19 protein-coding genes are annotated in these 22,136 nt (G+C 37.5%); 8 read left to right on the plus strand and 11 right to left on the minus strand.

The window, feature by feature from the left end:
* Nucleotides 1-73: 73 nt before the first annotated feature.
* The 3 genes from porQ to A8L32_RS07760 all read right to left on the minus strand — a co-directional run bounded on the left by porQ (nt 74) and on the right by A8L32_RS07760 (nt 2,547).
* Nucleotides 74-1,099 carry a type IX secretion system protein PorQ gene (gene porQ, locus A8L32_RS07750; protein ID WP_066629766.1) on the minus strand — a complete coding sequence of 342 codons (1,026 nt, stop codon included), beginning with the start codon at nt 1,097-1,099 and terminating at the stop codon, nt 74-76.
* 75 nt (nt 1,100-1,174) lie between these two features.
* On the minus strand, nt 1,175-1,663 hold the full coding sequence (locus A8L32_RS07755; RefSeq protein ID WP_066629773.1) for a YkgJ family cysteine cluster protein: 489 nt from the start codon (nt 1,661-1,663) through the stop codon (nt 1,175-1,177).
* Nucleotides 1,660-2,547, minus strand: coding sequence for a DMT family transporter (locus tag A8L32_RS07760; protein WP_066629781.1), 888 nt, complete (start codon nt 2,545-2,547; stop codon nt 1,660-1,662). The genes A8L32_RS07755 and A8L32_RS07760 overlap by 4 nt, the downstream gene beginning before the upstream one ends.
* A 336-nt stretch (nt 2,548-2,883) precedes the next feature.
* On the opposite strand from A8L32_RS07760, the gene priA reads away from it, so the two are divergent.
* The 8 genes from priA to A8L32_RS07800 all read left to right on the plus strand — a co-directional run bounded on the left by priA (nt 2,884) and on the right by A8L32_RS07800 (nt 14,253).
* On the plus strand, nt 2,884-5,352 hold the full coding sequence (gene priA / locus A8L32_RS07765; protein ID WP_066629784.1) for a replication restart helicase PriA: 2,469 nt from the start codon (nt 2,884-2,886) through the stop codon (nt 5,350-5,352).
* Nucleotides 5,353-5,645: 293 nt separating this feature from the next.
* Nucleotides 5,646-7,685, plus strand: coding sequence for a TonB-dependent receptor plug domain-containing protein (locus tag A8L32_RS07770; RefSeq protein WP_075590278.1), 2,040 nt, complete (start codon nt 5,646-5,648; stop codon nt 7,683-7,685).
* A gap of 113 nt (nt 7,686-7,798) precedes the next feature.
* Nucleotides 7,799-8,845: an NAD(P)/FAD-dependent oxidoreductase gene (locus A8L32_RS07775; protein WP_066629794.1), complete on the plus strand. Its 1,047-nt coding sequence runs from the start codon at nt 7,799-7,801 to the stop codon at nt 8,843-8,845.
* Between the two features lie 68 nt (nt 8,846-8,913).
* A complete protein-coding gene (locus A8L32_RS07780; protein WP_066629797.1) occupies nt 8,914-9,915 on the plus strand; it encodes a bifunctional heptose 7-phosphate kinase/heptose 1-phosphate adenyltransferase in 1,002 nt (333 codons plus the stop codon).
* A gap of 230 nt (nt 9,916-10,145) precedes the next feature.
* Entirely contained in the window at nt 10,146-10,946 is an 801-nt protein-coding gene (locus A8L32_RS07785) for a ParA family protein (RefSeq protein WP_066629800.1), read from the plus strand.
* Between the two features lie 121 nt (nt 10,947-11,067).
* A complete protein-coding gene (locus tag A8L32_RS07790) occupies nt 11,068-11,949 on the plus strand; it encodes a ParB/RepB/Spo0J family partition protein (protein ID WP_066629803.1) in 882 nt (293 codons plus the stop codon).
* Nucleotides 11,950-12,003: 54 nt separating this feature from the next.
* Nucleotides 12,004-12,660 (plus strand): DUF5683 domain-containing protein, encoded by a 657-nt coding sequence (locus tag A8L32_RS07795; RefSeq protein WP_143525037.1) that lies wholly within the window; start codon nt 12,004-12,006, stop codon nt 12,658-12,660.
* A 27-nt stretch (nt 12,661-12,687) separates the two neighbouring features.
* A complete protein-coding gene (locus A8L32_RS07800) occupies nt 12,688-14,253 on the plus strand; it encodes a lytic transglycosylase domain-containing protein (protein ID WP_066629807.1) in 1,566 nt (521 codons plus the stop codon).
* 58 nt (nt 14,254-14,311) lie between these two features.
* On the opposite strand, the gene bioD is transcribed toward A8L32_RS07800, so the two are convergent.
* The 8 genes from bioD to A8L32_RS07840 form a co-directional block, all read right to left on the minus strand.
* Nucleotides 14,312-14,992 carry a dethiobiotin synthase gene (bioD, locus tag A8L32_RS07805; RefSeq protein ID WP_066629810.1) on the minus strand — a complete coding sequence of 227 codons (681 nt, stop codon included), beginning with the start codon at nt 14,990-14,992 and terminating at the stop codon, nt 14,312-14,314.
* Between the two features lie 66 nt (nt 14,993-15,058).
* Nucleotides 15,059-15,838 carry a malonyl-ACP O-methyltransferase BioC gene (gene bioC, locus A8L32_RS07810; protein ID WP_066629812.1) on the minus strand — a complete coding sequence of 260 codons (780 nt, stop codon included), beginning with the start codon at nt 15,836-15,838 and terminating at the stop codon, nt 15,059-15,061.
* Between the two features lie 2 nt (nt 15,839-15,840).
* Complete coding sequence (locus A8L32_RS07815; protein WP_066629814.1) at nt 15,841-16,500, minus strand: DUF452 family protein; 660 nt, start codon at nt 16,498-16,500, stop codon at nt 15,841-15,843.
* A 33-nt stretch (nt 16,501-16,533) separates the two neighbouring features.
* On the minus strand, nt 16,534-17,700 hold the full coding sequence (locus A8L32_RS07820) for an aminotransferase class I/II-fold pyridoxal phosphate-dependent enzyme (protein ID WP_066629817.1): 1,167 nt from the start codon (nt 17,698-17,700) through the stop codon (nt 16,534-16,536).
* A 2-nt stretch (nt 17,701-17,702) separates the two neighbouring features.
* Nucleotides 17,703-18,989, minus strand: a complete 1,287-nt coding sequence (gene bioA / locus A8L32_RS07825) for an adenosylmethionine--8-amino-7-oxononanoate transaminase (RefSeq protein ID WP_066629819.1) — start codon at nt 18,987-18,989, stop codon at nt 17,703-17,705.
* Nucleotides 18,990-19,096: 107 nt separating this feature from the next.
* Entirely contained in the window at nt 19,097-20,074 is a 978-nt protein-coding gene (gene bioB / locus A8L32_RS07830) for a biotin synthase BioB (protein WP_066629821.1), read from the minus strand.
* Between the two features lie 37 nt (nt 20,075-20,111).
* Nucleotides 20,112-20,429 (minus strand): hypothetical protein, encoded by a 318-nt coding sequence (locus A8L32_RS07835; RefSeq protein WP_066629825.1) that lies wholly within the window; start codon nt 20,427-20,429, stop codon nt 20,112-20,114.
* 362 nt (nt 20,430-20,791) lie between these two features.
* The gene (locus A8L32_RS07840; RefSeq protein ID WP_066629827.1) at nt 20,792-22,132 is read right to left on the minus strand and encodes a DUF58 domain-containing protein; all 1,341 of its coding nucleotides are present in this window, start codon (nt 22,130-22,132) and stop codon (nt 20,792-20,794) included.
* Between the last annotated feature and the right edge of the window lie 4 nt (nt 22,133-22,136).

Consider the following 22,136-nt stretch of genomic DNA (forward strand, 5'->3'; position numbering starts at 1 on the left):
GTTTTATCTGTATTTTAACTTACGTTTTGGCAGCTACTTTATAAAAACACCAGAATACAACTATCCGTTCAAGCTACTTAAAATTAGACAAGTTAGTTGAAATGGAGAAATGATTAGAAGATCCTCCTAAGTGATAACGTGCCGAACCATAGGAAAACAAGAATTTATATACTCTAAAGCCAAATCCCCAGGAAAAACCTGCCGTTGACATGCGCTCTTCATAGCCTAATTCTTTTCTGCGACGATGATTATAACCAAAGTCTACATGAAAATTCTTTGAAGGTAAAAACTCTACTCCAAAAACCATATGCCTCATTAGCTGGTCACCAAAATTAGCATCACTGGTTTGCGTACCTAAACTTGACCCATTTTCATTCTCGGTATCAGTTGGCGTATAGGTTAAGTCCCAGTTTAACAGATGCTGCGCAGTTATTGAAAATCGAAAGGGAGCATGTGCTAATTTTTTAGATAATCCAATCTGCAAATCAGATGGCATCGTTTCTTGCGTTTCGTGATATGAAGTAATTTGCGACCCTACATTTTTAAGCACAATAGCCATCGAAAAGTTATTTTCAGGCTTGCGATAATGAACGCCAAAATCTGCCGCTAATCCAAAAGAAGTATAGGCATCTAATTTTGAGTAAATAGGTTTTGCCGTTAACCCCATCGATAGAGTGGGCGATAATTGACGTGCATAAGTCAAGTTAAAAGAATACTCAGCAGCAGTAGCAATTCCCATTTCTTCACCAATATCATTGGTGCGTTGAAAATCGCCATAATTAATATTGTGAATCCCAAAGCTAAAAGTTCCTACGTTTTCATAATGCTTGGCATACCCTACATATCCGTATTTTACACCCGTCATATACGGCACAAAGTTAAGCACCATCGCATTATTCATTTCCTGTTGCAACAAAGCTGGGTTGTGGTAAGCCATATTTATATCATTATCCATGATCGAAATATTCGTACCTCCAAGGGCTGCAACTCTGGCCGAATTAGTCAAATTCAGAAAATCATACGTACTCTCGCCCCCACGCTGAGCCATCATCTTTTGCCCAACCATCATCAACAATATTATCAAAAAATACTTCTGCATATAGTTACTTTATTCTCTTAGCCTTTTCAATAAACGGTAAATATTATTTTTTAGTGTTTTACACACCAGCAATCCTTAATATTCTTTTTTCAACGATTCCAGCACCTCATAAACGGCTGGACACACAAAAGAGTTTCGGTGAGTAAGGTTTAATATTTGATAAAAACGTTTTCGGTCCGTATGCGGATATTCTCGGCAAGCCCTAGGACGTGCTTCGTATATTATGCAATAATTATCAGGCATCAAAAAAGGACAAGGTGTTTCTTTAAAAACATAATCCTGATCCTCATCTATTTCAAAATACTGATCAATTACATCTGGACGTTTCATCTTTAAATGCTTTGCAATTCTATCAATATCCCTATCAATAACAATAGGACTAATAGATTTGCAGCAATTAGCACACTCCAGGCAATCAATTTTCTCGAAAGCCTCAACATGTGCATTATAGGCAGAGTTATCTAAAGTTTTAGGTTTCTTTTTTCTAAGACGAGTTACAAAAGCTTTGTTTTCTTTGGCTTTATTATCAGCCAGTTCTTTATATCGCTCTAAATCTAACTTCATTGTTTTTTCTTTTTAATCTGCGATACAAACAGACCACTTACAACAATAACTATACCAATTGCTTTTTGCCCATCAATTACATCGCCACGCAACCACCAAGCAAATATTGCGGTAAATACTGGTATCAGATTAATAAACATATTTGACTTTGTTACGCCTAGGTTCTTAAGCGCTTTGGTAAATAATATAAATGCCAACGACGAAGCAAAAACAGCTAACTGAATGATAGCCCACCAAGAATTACTGGTCAGCGTAGCTTCTTGTACCTCTTTATATTCCCACATCATAAAAAATGGTAGAAACATAAAAATGCCCACAAAATTCTGATAAGCTATAATATTAACTGGCGAATATTTCTCAGCCACTTTTTTAAGCGTTAAAGAATAACCAATGGTTGATAGCACTGCCACAAACATCAATAATATACCCAGCAGCGAAGCTTTTAACTCAAAGCCATTTTCAAAAATCATGGTACCTACACCAAAAAACGAAATGGCCATTCCGATAATAGCCAATGGCGTAATTCGCTCTTTTAAAAACAAAAAGGCAAACAGCGTAGCAAATAAAGGAATGGTTGAAATAATGACTGCAGCCAGCGTACTCGACACCAATTGCATACCAAAACTTTCTCCCATAAAATACATAAAGGGTTCAAAAAAGGACAGCAATAAAATAAGCTTATAATCTTCCTTTTTTATCTTGGTTAACCTTCGGCTAATGATCAAAAAAACAAACAATAACACCGCACTAATTATCAATCGCAAAAACACGGTTGTAATAGGCCCAAACGATTCGTAGGCCACCTTTACCCATACGAAGGAAAAGGCCCAGCAAATCATGGAAGCGATGATAAATATGATGGATGACTTATTTATTTTTGACATACCTGAAATAAATGAAGCGCAAAAGTAGGTATTTTGTATGGATAAATAAGTTGAGTAGAATCAGTACTCCCGGAAATTACTTTTAAAATAACAAGGACACCTTTTATAAGAAATAATGCTACTTTTTGCCTAAATCGCAGACTCCTATTTATTTATTCAGGCAAAAAGTAGGCAAAAGTCTGTCGACTGGATTGCTCGCTTACCCATTTAGTCTTCCTTAATAATGTCGGTTGTTAAACTTGAAACGTCCCTTCAACTTATAACAGCACCACTCTATAGACATACTATATCTCTACCACACAAAATTTCTATACATTTGCATGAATTTTCAATTGTATGAGCAACACTTTTTACACTGACATAATATTACCTATTCCTTTACCTCGTTTATTCACTTACCAAGTGCCTGAAGCATGGATGAATGAGATAGAGCCTGGCATGCGTGTGGTTGTTCCCTTTGGCAATAAAAAATTCTATTCGGGTATTGTGTTTAATTTACACGACCAGAAACCAGAGGCATACGAAACCAAGGAAATTCTGTCTATACTAGATACACATCCTGTTGTAAACACAACCCAACTTAATTTTTGGCAATGGATTGCTGATTATTATATGTGTACGCTGGGCGAAGTGTATAAAGCGGCTTTACCATCTGGCTTAAAGCTTGAGAGTGAAACGAAAGTGCACTACAACCCAGATTGGGCTCCTGAAGAAAAGCTTTCTAAAAAGGAAACATTAATACTCGATTTTCTATCGGATAAGAAAACAGGAACTGTTCAGGATTTAAATAACATCACAGAACTTAAAAACTCTTTGCCTGTACTTAAATCACTGCTTGATAAAGGTGCTTTATTCGTGAGTGAGCGTTTAAAAGATGGTTATAAACCTAAGACTAAAAAACTGGTTCAGCTGGCACCCGAATATTGTCAGGAACAAAAGCTACAAAATGCTTTTACTGAATTAAGCAGAGCTAAAAAGCAGTTGGAAGTGCTGATGTTGTTTTTTACTATGATTGGCGGTGCGCATGCCAACAACTTTAGCAAGGCAATTGATAAAAACGAGCTTAAAATAAAAAGCGGTGCTTCTCCTTCCGTGATTAACGAATTAATTAAAAAAGGTATTTTATTGGAAGTGGAAGCGGCCATTTCTCGTTTACAGACAGACCAACTCTCTATTTCGGGTCTGCACCAGTTAAACGAACCACAGACAACTGCCAAGCAACAAATAGAAGAGCAGTTTAAACAGAAGGATGCTGTTTTACTTCATGGAGTAACTTCCAGTGGTAAGACGGAGATTTATATCCATATGATTCAGGAGCAAATAGACCTAGGCAAGCAAGTACTTTATCTATTACCTGAAATTGCTTTAACCACCCAAATCACCTCCCGATTAAGAAAGGTATTTGGCAATACGCTTGGCATCTATCACTCTAAATACAGCGATGCCGAACGCGTGGAAGTATGGAATGATATTTTATACAAAGAGAACTACAAAGTGATTATTGGCGTGCGCTCATCGATATTTTTGCCTTTCGATAATTTAGGTTTAATTATTATAGATGAAGAACACGAAAACACCTATAAACAATTTGACCCTGCACCCCGATATCATGCACGTGATGCGGCTTTGGTATTGGCTCATATGCACAAAGCCAAAGTGCTGATGGGTACGGCAACGCCATCCATCGAGACCTATAAAAATACACAACTGGGTAAATATGGCTTGGTAGAACTTTTCCAACGTTTCGAAGGCATTCAGATGCCCAACATCCTCACCGTAAATGTGCGAGAGGAGAAACGTAAAAAAAGGATGCAGTCTTATTTTTCTGCTACCTTAATGGAACAGGTTAATAAGGCCATTGCCAATGGAGAGCAGGCCATCTTATTCCAAAATAGAAGGGGCTTTTCTCCTTACTTGGAATGTAACGAATGCTCTTGGGTGCCTAAGTGCGATTATTGCGATGTAAGTTTGACCTACCACAAACACATCAATCAGCTGGTATGCCATTACTGTGGTCATTCTAGCTACTTACCAAAAACATGTAAGGCTTGTGATTCTCCAGCTTTACAGACCAAAGGTTTTGGTACGGAGAAAATTGAAGAGGATATTAAACTGATGTTCCCCGACATTAAGGTGGCCAGAATGGATTTAGATACTTCCAGAACGCGGAAATCGCACGAGACCATTATTGGTAATTTTGAGCGTGGCGAGGTGGATATTTTAATTGGAACCCAAATGATTTCGAAAGGGCTTGACTTTGATAATGTAAGCGTGGTGGGCATTTTAAATGCCGACAGCATGCTCAACTATCCTGACTTTAGAGCCTTTGAGCGTAGCTTTCAGATGATGGCGCAAGTGGGAGGACGTGCCGGAAGAAAATACAAACAAGGAACGGTGGTTTTACAAACCTCCAATCCAGATAACCCGGTTATACGGGATGTGATTAACAACAATTATAAAAACCACTTTAACAATGAACTTTTAGAAAGGGAAGCTTTTAAATACCCTCCTTTCTATCGCCTGATTCACTTAACGATAAAGCACAGAAACCCAAATACAGTTCAGTCTGCCTCTGATTATTTTGGTCAGTATTTACGTGGCATATTTAATGAACGCGTAGTAGGACCACAAGCCCCCACCATTAGTAAAATTCAGAATTGGCACATTCGTAAAGTCATGCTAAAATTGGAAGCAGGTGTTTCCTTACCTAAAACAAAGCAGCTCTTGCGCGATGCCATTAACACCGTTATTACTCACCCAGGTTTTAAAGCTGTGGTTATTCAGGCAGATGTCGATCCGATGTAGAGGGTAAGCGCTCTTCCGCTTGCTTGCATTTAACCTCCAAAGTCTAATAAAAAATACAACATCTATATTTTACACTGCTAGCGCGCAACTTTCCGAACTTTATGTTCAAATTTTGGAATATCACCTCACACAATAAGAAACTAAGTTCAATTAAGTAGTCAGCCACCTTTTTTCTTAACTTTAATACACATAATTATACGCTTACTATTCTACTTTAACTAACCCCATCCTTAAACTTTATCATGTAATCCTTTTGCGATTACAGCTCTAGTCAATTATTAAAAATCTACAATATGAATTACATTACCCGTTGTAAAAAGAAACTGCAGACCGTATTCGCTTTAATGTTACTATTATGGTGCATTCCTGCACAATCCCAGATTAACCAAACAGATACAGTCGACTTATTTAACCTATCCTTGGATCAGTTGATGAATATGGAAATATCAGTGGCATCAAAAACAGCCATGACTCAGCAAGAGTCGCCAGCCATTGTATCCGTTGTAACAAAGCAAGAAATACAAAAATCTGGAGCGAGAGACTTAGTAGACATCCTTAGGTTAGTTCCTGGAATTGAATTTGGTGTTGACGTGCAGGGTGCAGTTGGAATAACCATGCGTGGTAATTGGGGTCACGAAGGCAAAGTTTTATTGATGATTGACAATCAGGAGATGAATGAACTATCGTACTCCACGGTATTATATGGCAACCATTATTCCGTCAATAACATTAATCATATTGAAATTATTCGAGGACCTGGATCATCTATTTATGGAGGTTTTGCAGAATTAGGTGTTATCAATATCATCACCGAAAGTGGGAATGATCTAAAAGGGCTACAAGCCACGGCACAAGTTGGAAGCACTAAAAACTCCACAAGTCCACAAATGAGTATATCTCTGGGAAATAAAACAGATGACTTTGAATTTAGCGTTTCAAGCTCATATATGAAAGGCAACCGAAGCGACAGAGATTACGTTGATGTTTACGGAGATAGTTACAACATGACGGATCAATCAAATCTGGAATCCTTTCAAGTAAATACGGGCTTAAAATACAAAGATCTTAGCCTTCGCTTTATTTATGATAATTACAAAACACGTATGCGCGATTTATATGACGCTATTCTTTCGAAAGATTATGGCTTAGATTACGCAAGCATCCTAGGTGAAGTTAAATACGACTGGAAAATTTCGGATAAAGTAACACTAACGCCAAAAATTAATTACATCAGTAATCAACCTTGGAAAACAACAGAGCAACCCGTAGGAGACGATTTAAGTCTGGTTTACAACAGAACTGTGACCAAGATAAGGCCACACCTATCAACCAGTATTGATTTCTCAGAAAAACTTAACCTATTAGCAGGCTTAGAATATTTTACTGAAAAAGGTAAAATCAGCTCTCCCGACGAGGGGGTATATTACGATAATTCCACTGAAATAAGTTTTAACAACTTCTCAGCCTTTGCTCAGGCTATTTACGAAACGGATTTTGTAAATACAATCGTAGGAGTTAGAGGCGATTTCCACAGTGAATTTGGTTCTGCTTTTGCTCCACGTATTGGCTTTACAAAGGTGAGCAATAAGTTTCATGCAAAGCTACTTTACTCCATGGCTTTTAGATCGCCTGGCATTGAAAACATCAACTTTAATGCCTACTTAAATGGTACCCAAGAGCCCAACATAAAACCAGAGAACACCCAGGTTATCGAACTGGAAGCAGGATATAAAATAACGCCCGACATGATTATTACGGCCAACATATATAACGTTAATCTCGATAAAACCATTGTTTACACCTACGATTACGACTTAGCCACAGAAGGTTATCGAAATGCGGGTAAGAGTGGCTCTCAAGGCTTTGAGTTGGAATTTAAAATAAATAAAGCTTGGGGTTATACTAATATGAACTACTCTTATTACAGTTCTAAAAACATTAACGAAGTAGAAAACTACATGGTACCTTCCAAAGAGTCTGCCATGTTAGGAACACCTCAACATAAAATTAGCTTAAACTCTAGTTTTAATATCACCAATAATTTCAGCATCAACCCAACACTTACCTACCTTGGTGAAAGGTATGCAATGACTATGTACGACGAAGACCTAGAAGACGTATTGATTAATAAGGTGGATCCTATTACACTATTGAATCTATACTTTAACTACAAAAATATTTTTACAAAAGGTTTAGATGTTGGATTTGGAGCATATAACATACTGGATCAGGATTACGACTTTATTCAACCTTATTACGACTGGCATGCTCCTTACCCTGGTAAAACAAGAGAGTTTGTGGCCAAGATTAGCTACAAGTTAGATTTTGAATAGTAGGATATAAAAAAACTATTTCCTATCCGCTATAAGCACATGTTGCTGTAGCGGATTTTTTTTAAACAATACCTTCTTTTTCTAGTTATACACCCACAATAAAAAGAAAAAAATTGAAGGATTATTTAATTGTAGGACAAGGCTTGGCTGGTATAACTATCGCCAACGAGCTCATGGCAAATGGGAAGTCATTTTTAGCTGTAGCAAACAAAAACCTCACATCAGCTACTTCAGTGGCTGCTGGCATGTACAATCCTTTAATTTTTAGACGCATTACACAAAGCTGGATGGTAGATGATGTATTACCCGTTATGTTTGAAACCTTCAAAAAACTAGAACAAACTATTCATCAACCATTAATTCATCGTAAAGCTATTATAAAGCTGGTTAACGAGGATGAGTACCAACGTTGGCAAATAAAACAAAACGATCCGCTCATTAGCAAATACATTCAAGAGCTCCAGAAAGGAACAAAAATAAATGGTATCCACGAATATTATGGAACAGCTACGGTTGCGCATTCTGGCTACATTGATTTAAATGCACTAAGCCAAGGCTTTCATCAATTATTGCAACAGGAGAACTCTCTTATTTATGAATCATTTGATTTTAACGACCTAGAAATATTCGACACACATATAAGCTGGAAAGGAACCCATTTTAAAAATATCATTTTTTGCGAAGGAGCCTTTGCCATCAACAACCCTTTATTTCCTGAAGTCAAATACAAATTAACCAAAGGAGATGTACTCACCCTTTCTATTGACAATTTTAAACTGGAATATATCATCAATAAGATGAGTTTTATTCTGGAAAAATCAGAAGGTGAGTTCCTATGCGGCTCAACTTATAATTGGAGTGATATCGATTTTAATACTTACCCGAAAGATCTGGATTACCTGAAAGAAAGATTATCCTATATACTGAACAAACCCTTTGAGCTTATACAACACAAAACTGCGATCCGCCCCACCGTAAACGATAGGCGACCTGTACTGGGTTCTCACGCTAAGTATAAAAACGTGCATTACTTTAACGGACTAGGTACCAAAGGTGTTATGCTGGCTCCATATTTCTCTAAACAAATGGTCAATTATCTCATAGAGGGCAAACCCTTTCATCCCGAAGTTGATATAAATCGATTTAGGAAACAGCCCTAAACTACGTACTCGACAACGATCACTTTTGCACTTGGTCATTTTTTATATATTTGTGCAAAATCAAAAGCATGCCGCACGATTATTTTAAAGAATTATTTGAGTCTTTTAACGACAAAAACATCCTAATACTAGGCGATGTAATGATTGACTCGTACCTATGGGGCGACGTAAATCGCATATCACCAGAAGCACCTGTTCCTATTTTATCGGGAATTGGTCGCGAGAATAGATTGGGAGGAGCGGCTAATGTAGCTTTAAACATTCAGGCCTTGGGTGCCAATCCTATATTGTGCTCTGTAATAGGAGACGATATTCGTAGCCACGATTTCTTTCAATTATTAGAAGATCAAAAGCTGAGTAAAGATGGTATTGTTACATGCCATCATCGCATGACTACGGTAAAAACCCGTGTAATTAGTCAGCACCAACACCTGTTACGCGTAGACGAAGAAATTTGCACGCCCATTAATCAAGATTCGGAGACCAAACTTTTGTCCAGTTTAAAAAATGTAGTTAAAACACATCGTATTGATGCTATTATTTTTGAAGATTACGACAAAGGCGTCATCACTCCTTCGGTAATAAAAAATGTGATTGAAGTGGCCGAGAGCAAAGGCATCCCAACTTTAGTTGATCCTAAAAAGAGGAACTTTAACGATTACAAGGGAGTTACTTTTTTCAAGCCTAATTTTAAAGAGTTTACCGAAGGTTGTAAGCTGGAGCTTAAAAAAGGAGAAAATGAATCTATAGCTCAAGCAGGGAAAACATTTCAAAAAGATCAGAATATCGATATTTTAATGATCACTTTATCGGAACACGGGGTATTTATCAACCGTAAAGATGGGGAATCAGCTATTATTCCAGCCGAAATTAGAAGCATCTCAGATGTTTCTGGAGCAGGCGACACTGTAATCAGCGTAAGCGCTCTTTGCCTAATACAAGGTTTAGAACCCCGATTAATTGCTCGAATTGCCAATATGGCTGGCGGTTTAGTTTGTGAAGAATCTGGCGTAGTGCCCATTAACAAAAGCTTGTTAATGGAGGAGTGCGTACAAAAAATAGATTTGTAAGATTTTATTTTACAAGTCATTATAGCTTTTAAATGAAAGGATCACTTTTATACCTTTTTTCGTATATGATTTTTTAATTAAAAGTTTAACTTTGACTGGCTTTTATTAGAAAGTAAATTTCGGATAGTTTAACACCTAGTGAGCACACTATATAACTAAACTACAAAGAAATGCGAAGACGGTTAGCTAAGTAATTATAAAAATTAAATCATCATTTTAATTTCCGTAATATGGGGAAAATCATTGCACTGGCAAATCAAAAAGGAGGCGTAGGAAAAACAACTACAGCCATTAATCTGGCTGCTAGCTTGGCGGTTTTAGAGTACAAAATTTTGGTTGTTGATGCCGATCCACAGGCAAATGCCACTTCTGGTTATGGATTCGATTTAAGAGAAATTGATGCTAGCATTTACGAATGTATCGTAGATGGTATCGATCCTAAAGATGCTTTACTAAAAACAGAGATTGAAGGTTTAGATATCCTTCCGTCGCACATTGATTTAGTAGGTGCCGAAATTGAGATGCTAAATCGCCCGAACAGAGAAAACGTACTTAAAGATGTGCTTTACCAAATCAGAGATCAATACGATTTTATTTTAATCGACTGTTCTCCATCGCTTGGTTTAATCACGGTTAACTCGCTTACTGCAGCCGATTCAGTTATCATTCCTGTTCAGTGTGAGTATTTTGCACTTGAGGGGCTAGGTAAATTATTAAACACCATAAAAATCATTCAAAGCCGCTTAAATACAACTTTAGAGATTGAAGGGTTTTTATTGACAATGTACGATTCTCGTTTAAGATTATCGAACCAAGTGGTTGAAGAAGTGCAGCGTCACTTCCAAGATATGGTATTTGAAACACTTATTTCGCGAAACATTAAGTTAAGTGAGGCACCAAGTTACGGTAAAGCCGTGGTTGAATACGATGCTTCGAGTAAAGGCGCCGTGAGCTATTTAAACTTAGCGCGCGAGCTATTACAAAAAAATAACATGACAAAAATCGACAACAAAGACAAAATCGTTAAGTAGTCGATTACTCAAATACAACAAACCGTTCTCTTCTTGCTATTTGCAAACAGAACGGTTTCGTTATTACAAAGAACAAACAGGCGACAATCGGAAAGTCCCGACTGTTAATTATAGAATTAGAATGGCTAAAAAAAGTGCTTTAGGAAGAGGGCTAGGAGCTCTTATAGATAATGCTGATGAAATAACTAGAGGGAAACCTTTAGAGGGAATGGATGAAATTGATGTGAGTAAGATTGTTGCCAATCCTTGGCAGCCTCGTTCTCGCTTTGATGAAGAGAAGCTGGAGGAATTAGCAAATTCGATAAGAGAAATTGGCGTTATTCAACCACTGACTGTTCGTAAGAGTGGTAATAAGTATCAGCTTATTGCTGGTGAGCGACGCTTTAGAGCTTCTAAAATAGTTGGACTAGATAAGGTGCCTGCTTATGTTCGTACGGCGGATGACGAAACCATGCTAGAAATGGCCTTGGTAGAAAACATCCAACGTGAAGACCTTGACCCGATTGAGATTGCCATTAGTTACCAACGTTTAATTGACGAGTGTAGCCTGACGCAAGAAAGCATGTCGGGGCGTGTAGGTAAAAAACGAGCTACCGTAACCAATTACCTTCGCTTATTAAAACTTCCAGGCGAGATTCAATTAGGATTACGCGATAAGAAATTAGGAATGGGGCATGCGCGTGCCATCATTGGTATTGAAGATGCACAAGCCCAAATAAAAATTTACGAAGAAATCGTAGCTAACGATTATTCTGTTCGCAAAGTAGAGGAAGTTGTTAGAGCATTAAATGCACCTAAAAACGAAGAAAGTGCACCTCAAGAAAAGGCACCTTTACCAGAAGAATATAAACAATTAAGCGATCAAATGTCTTCTGTTTTTAACACCAAAGTACAATTTAGTAGAGGTGATAAAGGCAATGGAAAGATTGTTATTCCGTTTAAATCGGACGAAGATTTGGAAAGAATTATAGCTATTTTAGATCAAGCTAATACTAAGGAATAGTTTTTGCTGTAGCAGCACCAGTTATAAAAAAATATTTATTTGAATTTTTTATCGGTGAAGAAAGAAAAGATCATTTTCCTCGTTGCTTTTGTAGTAACGATGCTTGGCTATTCCCATAATATCAAGGCACAAAACAGCAGGGTAGATTCTGTTTTAACTGATACTACCTTTGTTGAACCTGTTGCTATTCAAGTGCACTCCCCGCACAAAGCCACTTTTTACTCGGCCATTATGCCAGGATTAGGGCAAGTATACAATGAAAAATACTGGAAAGTACCTATTGTATTTGCAGCCTTTGGTGGTGTGATATATGGAATTGCTTTCAATACTAAATATTACAATAGGTATCGTAGGGCACACAGGGATTATTTACTACAGGACCCAGGCAATACTTATTATTTGGACGAAGACATGTGGCCTGGAAATATTGATAGTGAAGAAAAAATGATTGCCTTCTTATCTAGCCCCTCTAACGCCCAATGGTACGAAACAGCACTAAAAAATAAAAAACAGTACTACAAAAAATACAGAGACCTTAGTTATATTGGACTTGGATTGGTTTATGTATTAAATTTGGTGGATGCTAGTGTGGATGCTCACTTTAAAACATTTGATGTGAGTAACGATTTAAGCATGCATTTTGAACCCACAGTGAAACCTTTATACGGTGGTTACAGTAGTGTAGGATTACAAGTGCGATTTACATTTTAAACAACACAACAACTTAAAATAATTAACATGTTAAGGTATTTGATGATTGGAGCTGTCATAGCCACAGCCTTCCATTCAATAGAGGCGCAAGAGATTGAGTTAACCGACTCATTAACCATTACCCCTGACACTTTAGTGCAAGACTCCGTTAAACTAGACGGAAAAGTTGAGTCAGGTTTCTTTACAGAAAATTTAGATAGTGTAGCAGTTACCAACGAAACCATCGTTACTTCAACTCCGCTTAGCTACCCTAAAAACATTCCGGATTCAGTATATATTCAGCGATTACAGAACATCACTTCACCGCTTGAATTCCCTTATAACTCAAAAGTTAAAGCATATATTGAGCTATATACACAAAAGAAAAGGGAGCAAGTGGAGATAATGCTAGGGCTTTCTGAATACTATTTTCCAATGTTTGAAGAAGCCCTGGATGCAGCAAACTTACCTATCGAATTAAAGTATTTGCCAATCATAGAATCTGCTTTAAACCCTAAAGCATTTTCCAGGGCAGGAGCTTCGGGACTTTGGCAATTTATGTACAGCACAGGTAAAATGTATGGACTTCAGGTTGATTCGTATGTGGATGACAGAAGAGACCCAATGAAAGCTACACAAGCTGCGGTTGATTTTTTACAAGATTTATATAAGATGTATGGCGATTGGTACTTGGTTATTGCAGCATACAACTGCGGCCCTGGTAACGTGAACAAAGCTATTTATCGCTCAGGAGGGAAAAGAGATTTTTGGCAAATATATTATCGTTTACCTAGAGAAACCAGAGGTTACGTACCTGCTTTTATTGCAGCAGCCTACACCATGACCTATCACAACGAACATATGATTCAGCCTAAACCAGCTGATATTGTTCAGGCAACCGATACTTTAATGATTTCGGATTTATTACATTTCAAACAAGTATCAGCCGTTACAGGACTTCCTATTGAAACATTACGAGCTTTAAATCCTCAATACAGAAGAGATGTTGTACCTGCTCAGAAAAAAGCCTATAGCTTAAAGCTTCCGTTTGAAGCTACTGAAAAATTCATCACGTTAGAAGATTCTATATTCAAACACGATAGAGAAAAATATTTTGCTTCAAACAGACTAGTCGTAAGTCCATCGAATGGATACAATGCTCCATCTGTTCCTAAAAACAAAGCTAAAGTATATTATACAGTACGTTCAGGAGATGCTGTTGGCTTAATTGCTGATTGGTATGATGTACGGACCAATGACTTACGTTATTGGAATAACATTAGAAGAAACGTTATTAAAGTAGGACAGAAACTTGTGATATATGTACCTAAAAATAAGGTAGATTATTACAAAAAGGTAAACACCATGAGCTATGCTCAAAAGCAAGCAGCTAATGGAAAAACAGTTCCTACCAACAAAGTAGCAGTTAGCAAAACACCTCAAAAGTTAGATGCAAACTACGAATATTATACGGTAAGAAGTGGCGATAATCTATGGTCTATTGCCAAGAGATATCCAGGTATTTCGAGCAACGATATTATGGAGTTAAACGGATTTAGCAGCTCTTCAAAAATTAATCCTGGTCAGAAGTTAAAGATTAGACCAAAGAGCTAGAGATAAAAGAAAAATATTATGCAAGGGCAGTTACTTACTAAGTAGTTGCCCTTTTATTTTAAAACCAACCTTCTTCCAATTCCAAAGCTGGTATTTCTTCCATATTTTCTACCACAGGGACTTCTCCCCATAAAGCATTGGGATAATACTTTTTCAAATGTGATTTTATCACTTTGGCAGAGTCTGCAGTAATTTCCGGAGCGGTTATAGGGTAATGATTATAGATCACTCCATATACAGGTATATTACGTTTCTTCATTACCTCCAAAGAAAGCAAGGTATGATTGATAGAACCTAAACGCCCTGAAGTTACCAAGATGACAGGCAACTGGTTTTGCTCTACAAAATCAACCACCATTACCTCATCGTTTATAGGCACCATCAAACCTCCAACACCTTCAACCAGCACTTCTTTATATTGCATCTCTATACCTTTAATGGCTTGCAGTATCACATCTTCATCAATACGAACACACTCCATCTCTGCCGCCAAATGCGGAGAAGCAGGAAACTTAAACAGATATGGACAAGTTTCACCTTTTAAGTCAATACCCAACATCGGCATGCCCATTATCTTACGATGATTCTCAATATCTTCGGAATACTCTGGGCATCCAGTTTGCGACATTTTCATGGTAATTACATCCTTACCAATACTTTTAAGATAACGACCAAGTAATCCTGTAATTACCGTTTTACCCGCATCTGTATCTATGGCAGAAATAAAATATGTTGACATTGAATAATTTTTATTGATTAGCTTTTAGTCATTAGCGCAATGGACCGACTATTGGCTTAAAGCTTATTATTTTTGTAATATAATTATAAATGGATGATAAGTTAAAGGATAGCCCTGCTCGCCTCTAAACATTTCGTACTCATTATTAAAATGAGCTAAATCCGCTTTACCCCATTGTGCTTTAGCAACAGAATTGACTCCAGTAAAACGCATATGCTTTAACACCTCTCGTGGCGTATCAAACCACAACTGCTGATGCCATGATTTATAATTCAATACTTTAAAATAATGCTGGGCATAGTGCATCACCTCTTCCATCGTTTTATAATCAATACCTTTACCCGTAATGGTTTTCACTTCCATAAAGTTATCAATATCAAAAGAGGAGAGAGCCACATATCCATGCTCACTTAAAGCATCGTATAAGCGACTAAAGAACCTATCTAAGTCTTGAATCCATTGAATAGTTGCACCCGACCATATCACATTTTGCTGCTGACCTAAATCTACATTTTCCACATCTCCTTGCACAAACTTAAGGTCAGCGGTGCTTTCTGTTTTAACGATAAAGTTGATATCCTCTGCGACATCGGGCACTAAGTCGTTGGCCAAATATTGGTCGCATACAAACTTTTGCATAACCTCATGGGTAAGCAAGCCTGTACCGCAGCCAAACTCAGCCATGTTAGTATGGTATTTCGGAATACATTGGCTGGCCATTGCTACCAACTCATGAGCCATACTTTGCTGAACAACGGCATGCTTGTTATACGTTTTAACCGCACAACGAAAACGCTTTCGCAATAGCTCCTTATCGACCTCTTGTCTCTCTATTGTTTCTATCATAATTATGACAATAAACTATCCCAATTCTCTATATCAAAAAAGCAATAATGTGCCGCTTCTATTTCCTTTACCTCTGCCTTATCATTCCAAAATTGCTTTTGGTTATCCGCTGAAAAAATAAGGTCGCCAGAGGCAACTATTGCTTTATCGTAAAAACTCTCTTCTCCTAAGGCTGTTTTAAAATGCTGAATAAGTGCCGCCAATTCTTCTTTCTGCTCAGTTATATCTCGTTGAGGTTTGATAGTCTCAAAAGCCTTCCAACCTTCACTACCTCCAACCATTCTTCGCTGAAACTTCATCATATTCCTTTCCGAAAGATTATCCAAAGTTCCTTGCATAATGATTTCTGGAATACCGTAAGCTTTACTAACCGGCATGGTGGTTCCATTAATGGCTACAGCTTTATGTTTGGATAAATTTAACTCTCCCCACATATATTGTGCTACCCAAACGCCATACGACCAAGCTGCAATATTGATTTCCCTATACGTATTAATCGCATCAACAACACTATTATCTAGTGTCAAATTTCGATAATCATTTAGCATTAATACATCATAATCATTTGCATTTAGATGGGTAAATTGATGCTCATCACATCCCCATCCATTAAAAAATACGATAAGCTTCGTATTGTCGTTTTTAATCCAGGTATGTTTCATATTCTTATAGTATCAAGTAGCAAGACACAAGTATCAAGATTTATGTATAAAGGATTCTATTTCTTCCATGGCCATGTCTACATCCTCTATTTTTAAATTGGCTGTTAAAGACATTCTTAAACGAGCCGTTCCTTTAGGAACGGTTGGCGGACGAATGGGGAAAATTAAAAAACCTTTGCGTTGTAAATGCTCAGCCAACTGAACTGCCACGTCATTTTCTCCCACCACAAAGGGTAGAATAAATCCTCCAGAAGGTTCAAACCCCAATTCCTTTGCCTTTCCATTACAATAAGAAACCAACTTTTGCAAAGACTCTCTTTCATTATTAAAAGAGGGCATCTTATCTATAATATATTTAGACCAAGCCATATTCACTGAAGGTAAAGCTGTGGTAAAAATGAGCGTTCGTGCTTTATTCACCAACACTTGCTTTAAGGTATCATTCAATATAGCATAAGCTCCAACTGAAGCCATCGCCTTCCCCATGGTTCCAATTAGAATGTCAATTTTAGAAGTTACTCCTTGCTGCTCGCATAAACCAAGTCCGGTTTGTCCCATTGCCCCTACAGCGTGTGCCTCATCCACATACAAAATAGCATTGTACTTTTCTTTTATAGCCACCAAACGCTTCAAATCAGCAGCATCTCCATCCATACTAAAAATGGATTCACTTACAATAAAAACATGCTGGTGCAGATGCCTTCGCTTCTCCAAAATAGATTCCAGATGATCGTAATCCGCATGGCGATATCTAACATGCTCAGCATTACTAAGACGAATACCATCTATAATACTGGCATGACAATACTTATCCGACAATATTAAATCTTTTTTCTCGCTTAAAGCGGGAAGGAGACCTGTATTGGCATGATAACCACTATTAAAATACAAAGCTGCCTCACTTTTATACCAATTCTTTAGAGCGGTTTCCATTTCATCGTATAAGGAAGTATTCCCCGTCAACAATCTAGAAGAACCACTTCCGAAGAAAAGCCATGATGGATTTTCAGCAAGCTGATGCATAAAATCCTGCTTCAGCTGGGCATTGGTAGCTAAGCCTAAATAATCGTTTGATGATAAATTTAACATACGTTGACCACGAAAGGCACAGTAACCATCTTTGTCGTTTTCGATAGCCTTTAAGGTTCTGGATAAACCTTGCTTTTCAACTTGTGCTATTACATCTTCAAAATGGTTCATCTCTACACCTCCATATTTTCAGAAACAACCTCATATAAAGCAGTACACAAGGTTTCCAATTCCGCATCTGAAATAATAAACGGTGGCATTAGGTATACCAGCTTTCCAAATGGGCGCACCCAAACTCCTTTCTCAACAAAGGCCTTTTGAATAACCGCCATATCCACAGATTCTTTCAGTTCAACTACTCCAATAGCACCCAGACATCGAACATCGTTTACCATATTTAATGCTTTGCACTTGGCTAAGCCTTGAATTAATTGCGCTTCGATATGTTTAACTTTCACTTGCCAATCGCTTTGTAGCAACAATTCAATACTGGCATTAGCCACAGCACATGCCAATGGATTTCCCATAAACGTTGGTCCGTGCATAAAAACACCCGGCGAACCATTGCTAATTGTATCGGCCACATCATTGGTAGCCAACGTTGCAGCAAAGCTCATATAACCACCCGTAATGGCCTTACCCAAACACATAATATTTGGTGAAATATTGGCATAATTACAAGCGAATAACTCGCCTGTTCGTCCAAAACCAGTGGCAATTTCGTCTGCGATAAGCAATACATTATACTGATTACACAAATCGCGAACTTGTTTTAAGTATGCTGGCGAATAAAACCACATACCTCCCGCTCCTTGAACAATAGGCTCTAGAATGACTGCAGCTAAATCGTGATGATGATTTTCAATGATGCTTGCTAACGACTCAATATCTACTGAATTAAATTCATCCTCGAACCTGCACTTTGGCTGTTCCGCAAAATAATGGATGGGTAAACTACCGTTAAAAATATGATGCATGCCTGTTTCTGGATCACACACCGACATGGCATGCCAAGTATCTCCATGATAGCCGTTACGAATGGTAGCGAACTTTTGCTTTTCCGGCATTTCCTTGCTCGACCAGTATTGCATAGCCATTTTCATAGCGACCTCAACAGCTACCGAACCTGAATCGGAATAAAATACTTTTTGCAAAGAATTTGGTGTGATGTCGATTAGCCTTTTTGCTAAATCAACAGCCGGCTGATGGGTAAAACCACCAAACATCACATGCGACATCTTTTGCAACTGATCCTCAGCAGCCTTGTTTAAAACCGGATGATTATATCCGTGCACGGCAGCCCACCACGACGACATGCCATCTATTAATCGCTCACCTGTTGTAAGATGAATGGTACATCGTTCCGCTTTTTCCACCTGATACACGGGTAATGGATTTGTAGTGGAAGTATACGGATGCCAGATATGTTCTCTGTCGTATTCTAAAGTTTGTTTGTTCATATTCTATGAGTATCAAGTATCAAGACACAAGTAGTATAGACTTAATAGTGCATTTACATTATTAAACTTTTAAATCTTGTGTCTTGATACTTGAGTCTTGATACTATTTAAGCATGTTCACACTTGTTCTGGGCTAACGAAAAGCCAGCATTTTTAAATATCTCTTTGTCTTGCTCAATGTTTGTACCAATAGTAGTTAGGTAATCCCCTACCAAAGCCGCACTCACACCAGAAGCCAATGCTTTATCCTGAATATGAGAAATTAAGCTTCTCCCTCCTGCTAAACGAATATTTGCCTTTGGGTTAATAAATCGGAACATGGCAAAAGCAGTTAAAATTTCTTCATCAGATATTTCATTATCTACTTTCAGCTCAGCACCTTCAACTTGCATTAAAATATTAATCGGAATGGAATCTATTCCCAGGTCTTTTAATGTAAATGCCATTTCTACACGTTGCTCAGCCGTTTCGCCCATGCCAATAATACCGCCTGAACAAACATGCATACCTAAACTCTGCGCATATTTGATGGTTCTTATCTTTTCATCCATTGTGTGTGAGGTAACCACTTTAGGAAAAAACGAAGGTGCCGTTTCAATATTACAATGATAATTTTCTACACCAGCTTCTTTTAATTTCTCCAATTGAGAAAGATTTAATAATCCCATGGAAGCACACAGATGAATAGGAGTAGTCTGCTGAATATTTTTATACACGCCACAAAGCTCGTCCAAATTTTTATTTGAGATAGCCCTACCACTCGTTACCAAAGAGAATTTATTCACTCCTTTTTCGGCATTTTCCTTGGCTTGTTTCTCAGCCAATTTAAGATCAACCAGCTCGTATTCCTCCACATCCGTTTTATGAAACATAGATTGAGAACACCATTTACAATCCTGTGTACACTTACCCGATTTTGCATTTAAGATGCTACACATTTCCATTTCGTTACCTTTAAAACGAATACGAATTTCGTTAGCTGCAGCACAAAGCTCTTCTCTATCAGCCTCGTTCAATAACCATTGGGCTTCTTTTTCGGTAATTGCCCCTCCATCTAATACTCTTTGTTTTAATTCGTTTACCATAGCGCAAAAAAAAAGCCGCTAATCGGAGTATATCCAATTAACGGCAGTTAGTATTATTATTTCTTATTATTTTATTTACACACTCAACATCTGCTGAAACAACAACAGGTAATACCTGAAGCATATCTTGCTCCAGTAATTCTTCAGCTGCTTCATCCACTTCTTGAGACAGGCGACATTGAACAGTTTCTTCAACCAATTCAATTAAATTACCAATCCATTGTGTTAATGAAATAGCCAAATTATCGATATGAACCACCTTGCCCATGGAGCAAAATGCCGCATAGCCTTTATTGCTCCATTGTTTAAAATGAAGTTTTATGGATTCGCTACGATATAAATGACTGTGATTCATTACGCCACAAAACTAATGCATTTATTTAAGAATTAACCATTGCAGATAATACAAAAACATTGTTCCTCAACACATTTTTAAAAATGGAAAAGTAATAAACAAAAAAGTACGATTCACACCTCCCAGGTTTTTAAAACCTAGGAGGTCTATTACAAAATAAGATCTTATTCTGAAAGAATTGATTTTTATGCCTATAACTTTTAATCCTATAAGCATAAAAATTTAAACTTATAGGCAAAGGATTTTGCGGCTTCAACTATGGTGCATATTTGACTTCTAAGGAGTCGTCTTGGATAATAAAAACCAAGCTATAAACATGTCACTCCTATGGAGATATTCACCTTATAACTTAAAAATCTAAACTACAACAACCCCCTGGATTTAATCTCTAAATATTTATTTACTGTATTTACAGAAAGATCACCCGGTGCGCTTAATACAGCATGGATGCCATGTTGTTTCAATTCGCGAACGATCAGTTTTTTATCGTAGCTAAACTTTTCGGCTATGGTTTTAATATAAATATCTTCAATGCTGTCTGTTTTCTTTTCCGTGATTTTAGATACTTCAGTATTTTCGAAGAAGACCACCACCAATAGATGATTTTTAGCTAAACTCTTTAAAAATGGAATTTGTCTACGAGCCGAACTCAAACTCTCAAAATTGGTATATAACATCATTAAACTACGATGATGAATTTTACTTTTAATTTGAGCGTAGAGTAATTCAAGATTCTGCTCTAAATAGCCCGTTTCCTGATTATATAACACCTCCATAATATTTTGCAGGTGCCTACCATTTCGGGCTGCCGGAACCATTGAATGAATGGTGTTGCTATAGGTAAACAAACCGGCTTTATCATGCTTGAGCATGGCAATATTTGAGATAACAAGCGAAGTATTGATGGCATAATCCAGTAAAGTCATCCCATTAAACGGCATTTTCATGGTACGCCCCATATCTATTAGACTAAAAACCTGCTGCGATTTTTCATCCTGATATTGGTTAACCATTAAATGACCTTTACGCGCGGTAGCTTTCCAGTTAACCGTTCGGTAATCATCGCCCGTAATATAATCTCTAATTTGGTCGAACTCCATTTGATGACCAACCTTACGTATTTTCTTCACCCCAATTTCGGTTAAACGGTCGGAAATAGCCATTAACTCAAACTTACGCATTTCGATAAAGCTAGGGTATACTTTCACCATCTCATCCTGATTAAAAATATACCTACGCGAGATAAATGAAATAGGTGTACGGGCAAATAGATTTAAGGCTCCAAAGTGATACTCACCTCTTTTAACAGGTTTTACTTGATAACTAAACTTACGTTCCTGACCAGGCGAGAGCTTAAATAATTCTTTAAAATCCCTCTTCTGAAATTGTTTGGGTAATTCATCAACTAGCGTTAAGGATGCTTTAAAAGGGAAACTGCTGGTAAAGGTAAGGCTAACCTCATTTTCATCTCCATTGGAGAACCTCTCAGGAAGTATTCTGGCAGCCTTTATTCTGTTTGAACTTTTACCCGTAAACAGAAGCATCATATCTATAACAAAAAGTAAGATTAATAGCCCAAATGCTAATTGCCCGGCCAATAAAAACATTTTATAATATTGGCCAAACACCATTAACACCATCACTATGGCTAGGGATAGAAAAAATCGATTTGTTAAGAATAGTGACTTCCAGAATTTACGCATGAAA

Origin of the sequence: Labilibacter marinus, from assembly GCF_001659685.2 — a bacterium.
GTDB classification, from domain to species: Bacteria; Bacteroidota; Bacteroidia; order Bacteroidales; family Marinilabiliaceae; genus Saccharicrinis; species Saccharicrinis marinus.

Coding starts and splice junctions, on each gene's coding strand:
- A8L32_RS07790 (WP_066629803.1), top strand. CDS start 11,068: ATGGCTAAAAAAAGTGCTTTAGGAAGAGGGCTAGGAGCTCTTATAGAT.
- A8L32_RS07780 (WP_066629797.1), top strand. CDS start 8,914: ATGCCGCACGATTATTTTAAAGAATTATTTGAGTCTTTTAACGACAAA.
- A8L32_RS07785 (WP_066629800.1), top strand. CDS start 10,146: ATGGGGAAAATCATTGCACTGGCAAATCAAAAAGGAGGCGTAGGAAAA.
- bioB (WP_066629821.1), bottom strand. CDS start 20,074: ATGGTAAACGAATTAAAACAAAGAGTATTAGATGGAGGGGCAATTACC.
- A8L32_RS07820 (WP_066629817.1), bottom strand. CDS start 17,700: ATGAACCATTTTGAAGATGTAATAGCACAAGTTGAAAAGCAAGGTTTA.
- A8L32_RS07760 (WP_066629781.1), bottom strand. CDS start 2,547: ATGTCAAAAATAAATAAGTCATCCATCATATTTATCATCGCTTCCATG.
- A8L32_RS07835 (WP_066629825.1), bottom strand. CDS start 20,429: ATGAATCACAGTCATTTATATCGTAGCGAATCCATAAAACTTCATTTT.
- A8L32_RS07840 (WP_066629827.1), bottom strand. CDS start 22,132: ATGCGTAAATTCTGGAAGTCACTATTCTTAACAAATCGATTTTTTCTA.
- bioA (WP_066629819.1), bottom strand. CDS start 18,989: ATGAACAAACAAACTTTAGAATACGACAGAGAACATATCTGGCATCCG.
- A8L32_RS07800 (WP_066629807.1), top strand. CDS start 12,688: ATGTTAAGGTATTTGATGATTGGAGCTGTCATAGCCACAGCCTTCCAT.
- A8L32_RS07770 (WP_075590278.1), top strand. CDS start 5,646: ATGAATTACATTACCCGTTGTAAAAAGAAACTGCAGACCGTATTCGCT.
- bioC (WP_066629812.1), bottom strand. CDS start 15,838: ATGATAGAAACAATAGAGAGACAAGAGGTCGATAAGGAGCTATTGCGA.
- A8L32_RS07815 (WP_066629814.1), bottom strand. CDS start 16,500: ATGAAACATACCTGGATTAAAAACGACAATACGAAGCTTATCGTATTT.
- porQ (WP_066629766.1), bottom strand. CDS start 1,099: ATGCAGAAGTATTTTTTGATAATATTGTTGATGATGGTTGGGCAAAAG.
- priA (WP_066629784.1), top strand. CDS start 2,884: ATGAGCAACACTTTTTACACTGACATAATATTACCTATTCCTTTACCT.
- bioD (WP_066629810.1), bottom strand. CDS start 14,992: ATGTCAACATATTTTATTTCTGCCATAGATACAGATGCGGGTAAAACG.
- A8L32_RS07755 (WP_066629773.1), bottom strand. CDS start 1,663: ATGAAGTTAGATTTAGAGCGATATAAAGAACTGGCTGATAATAAAGCC.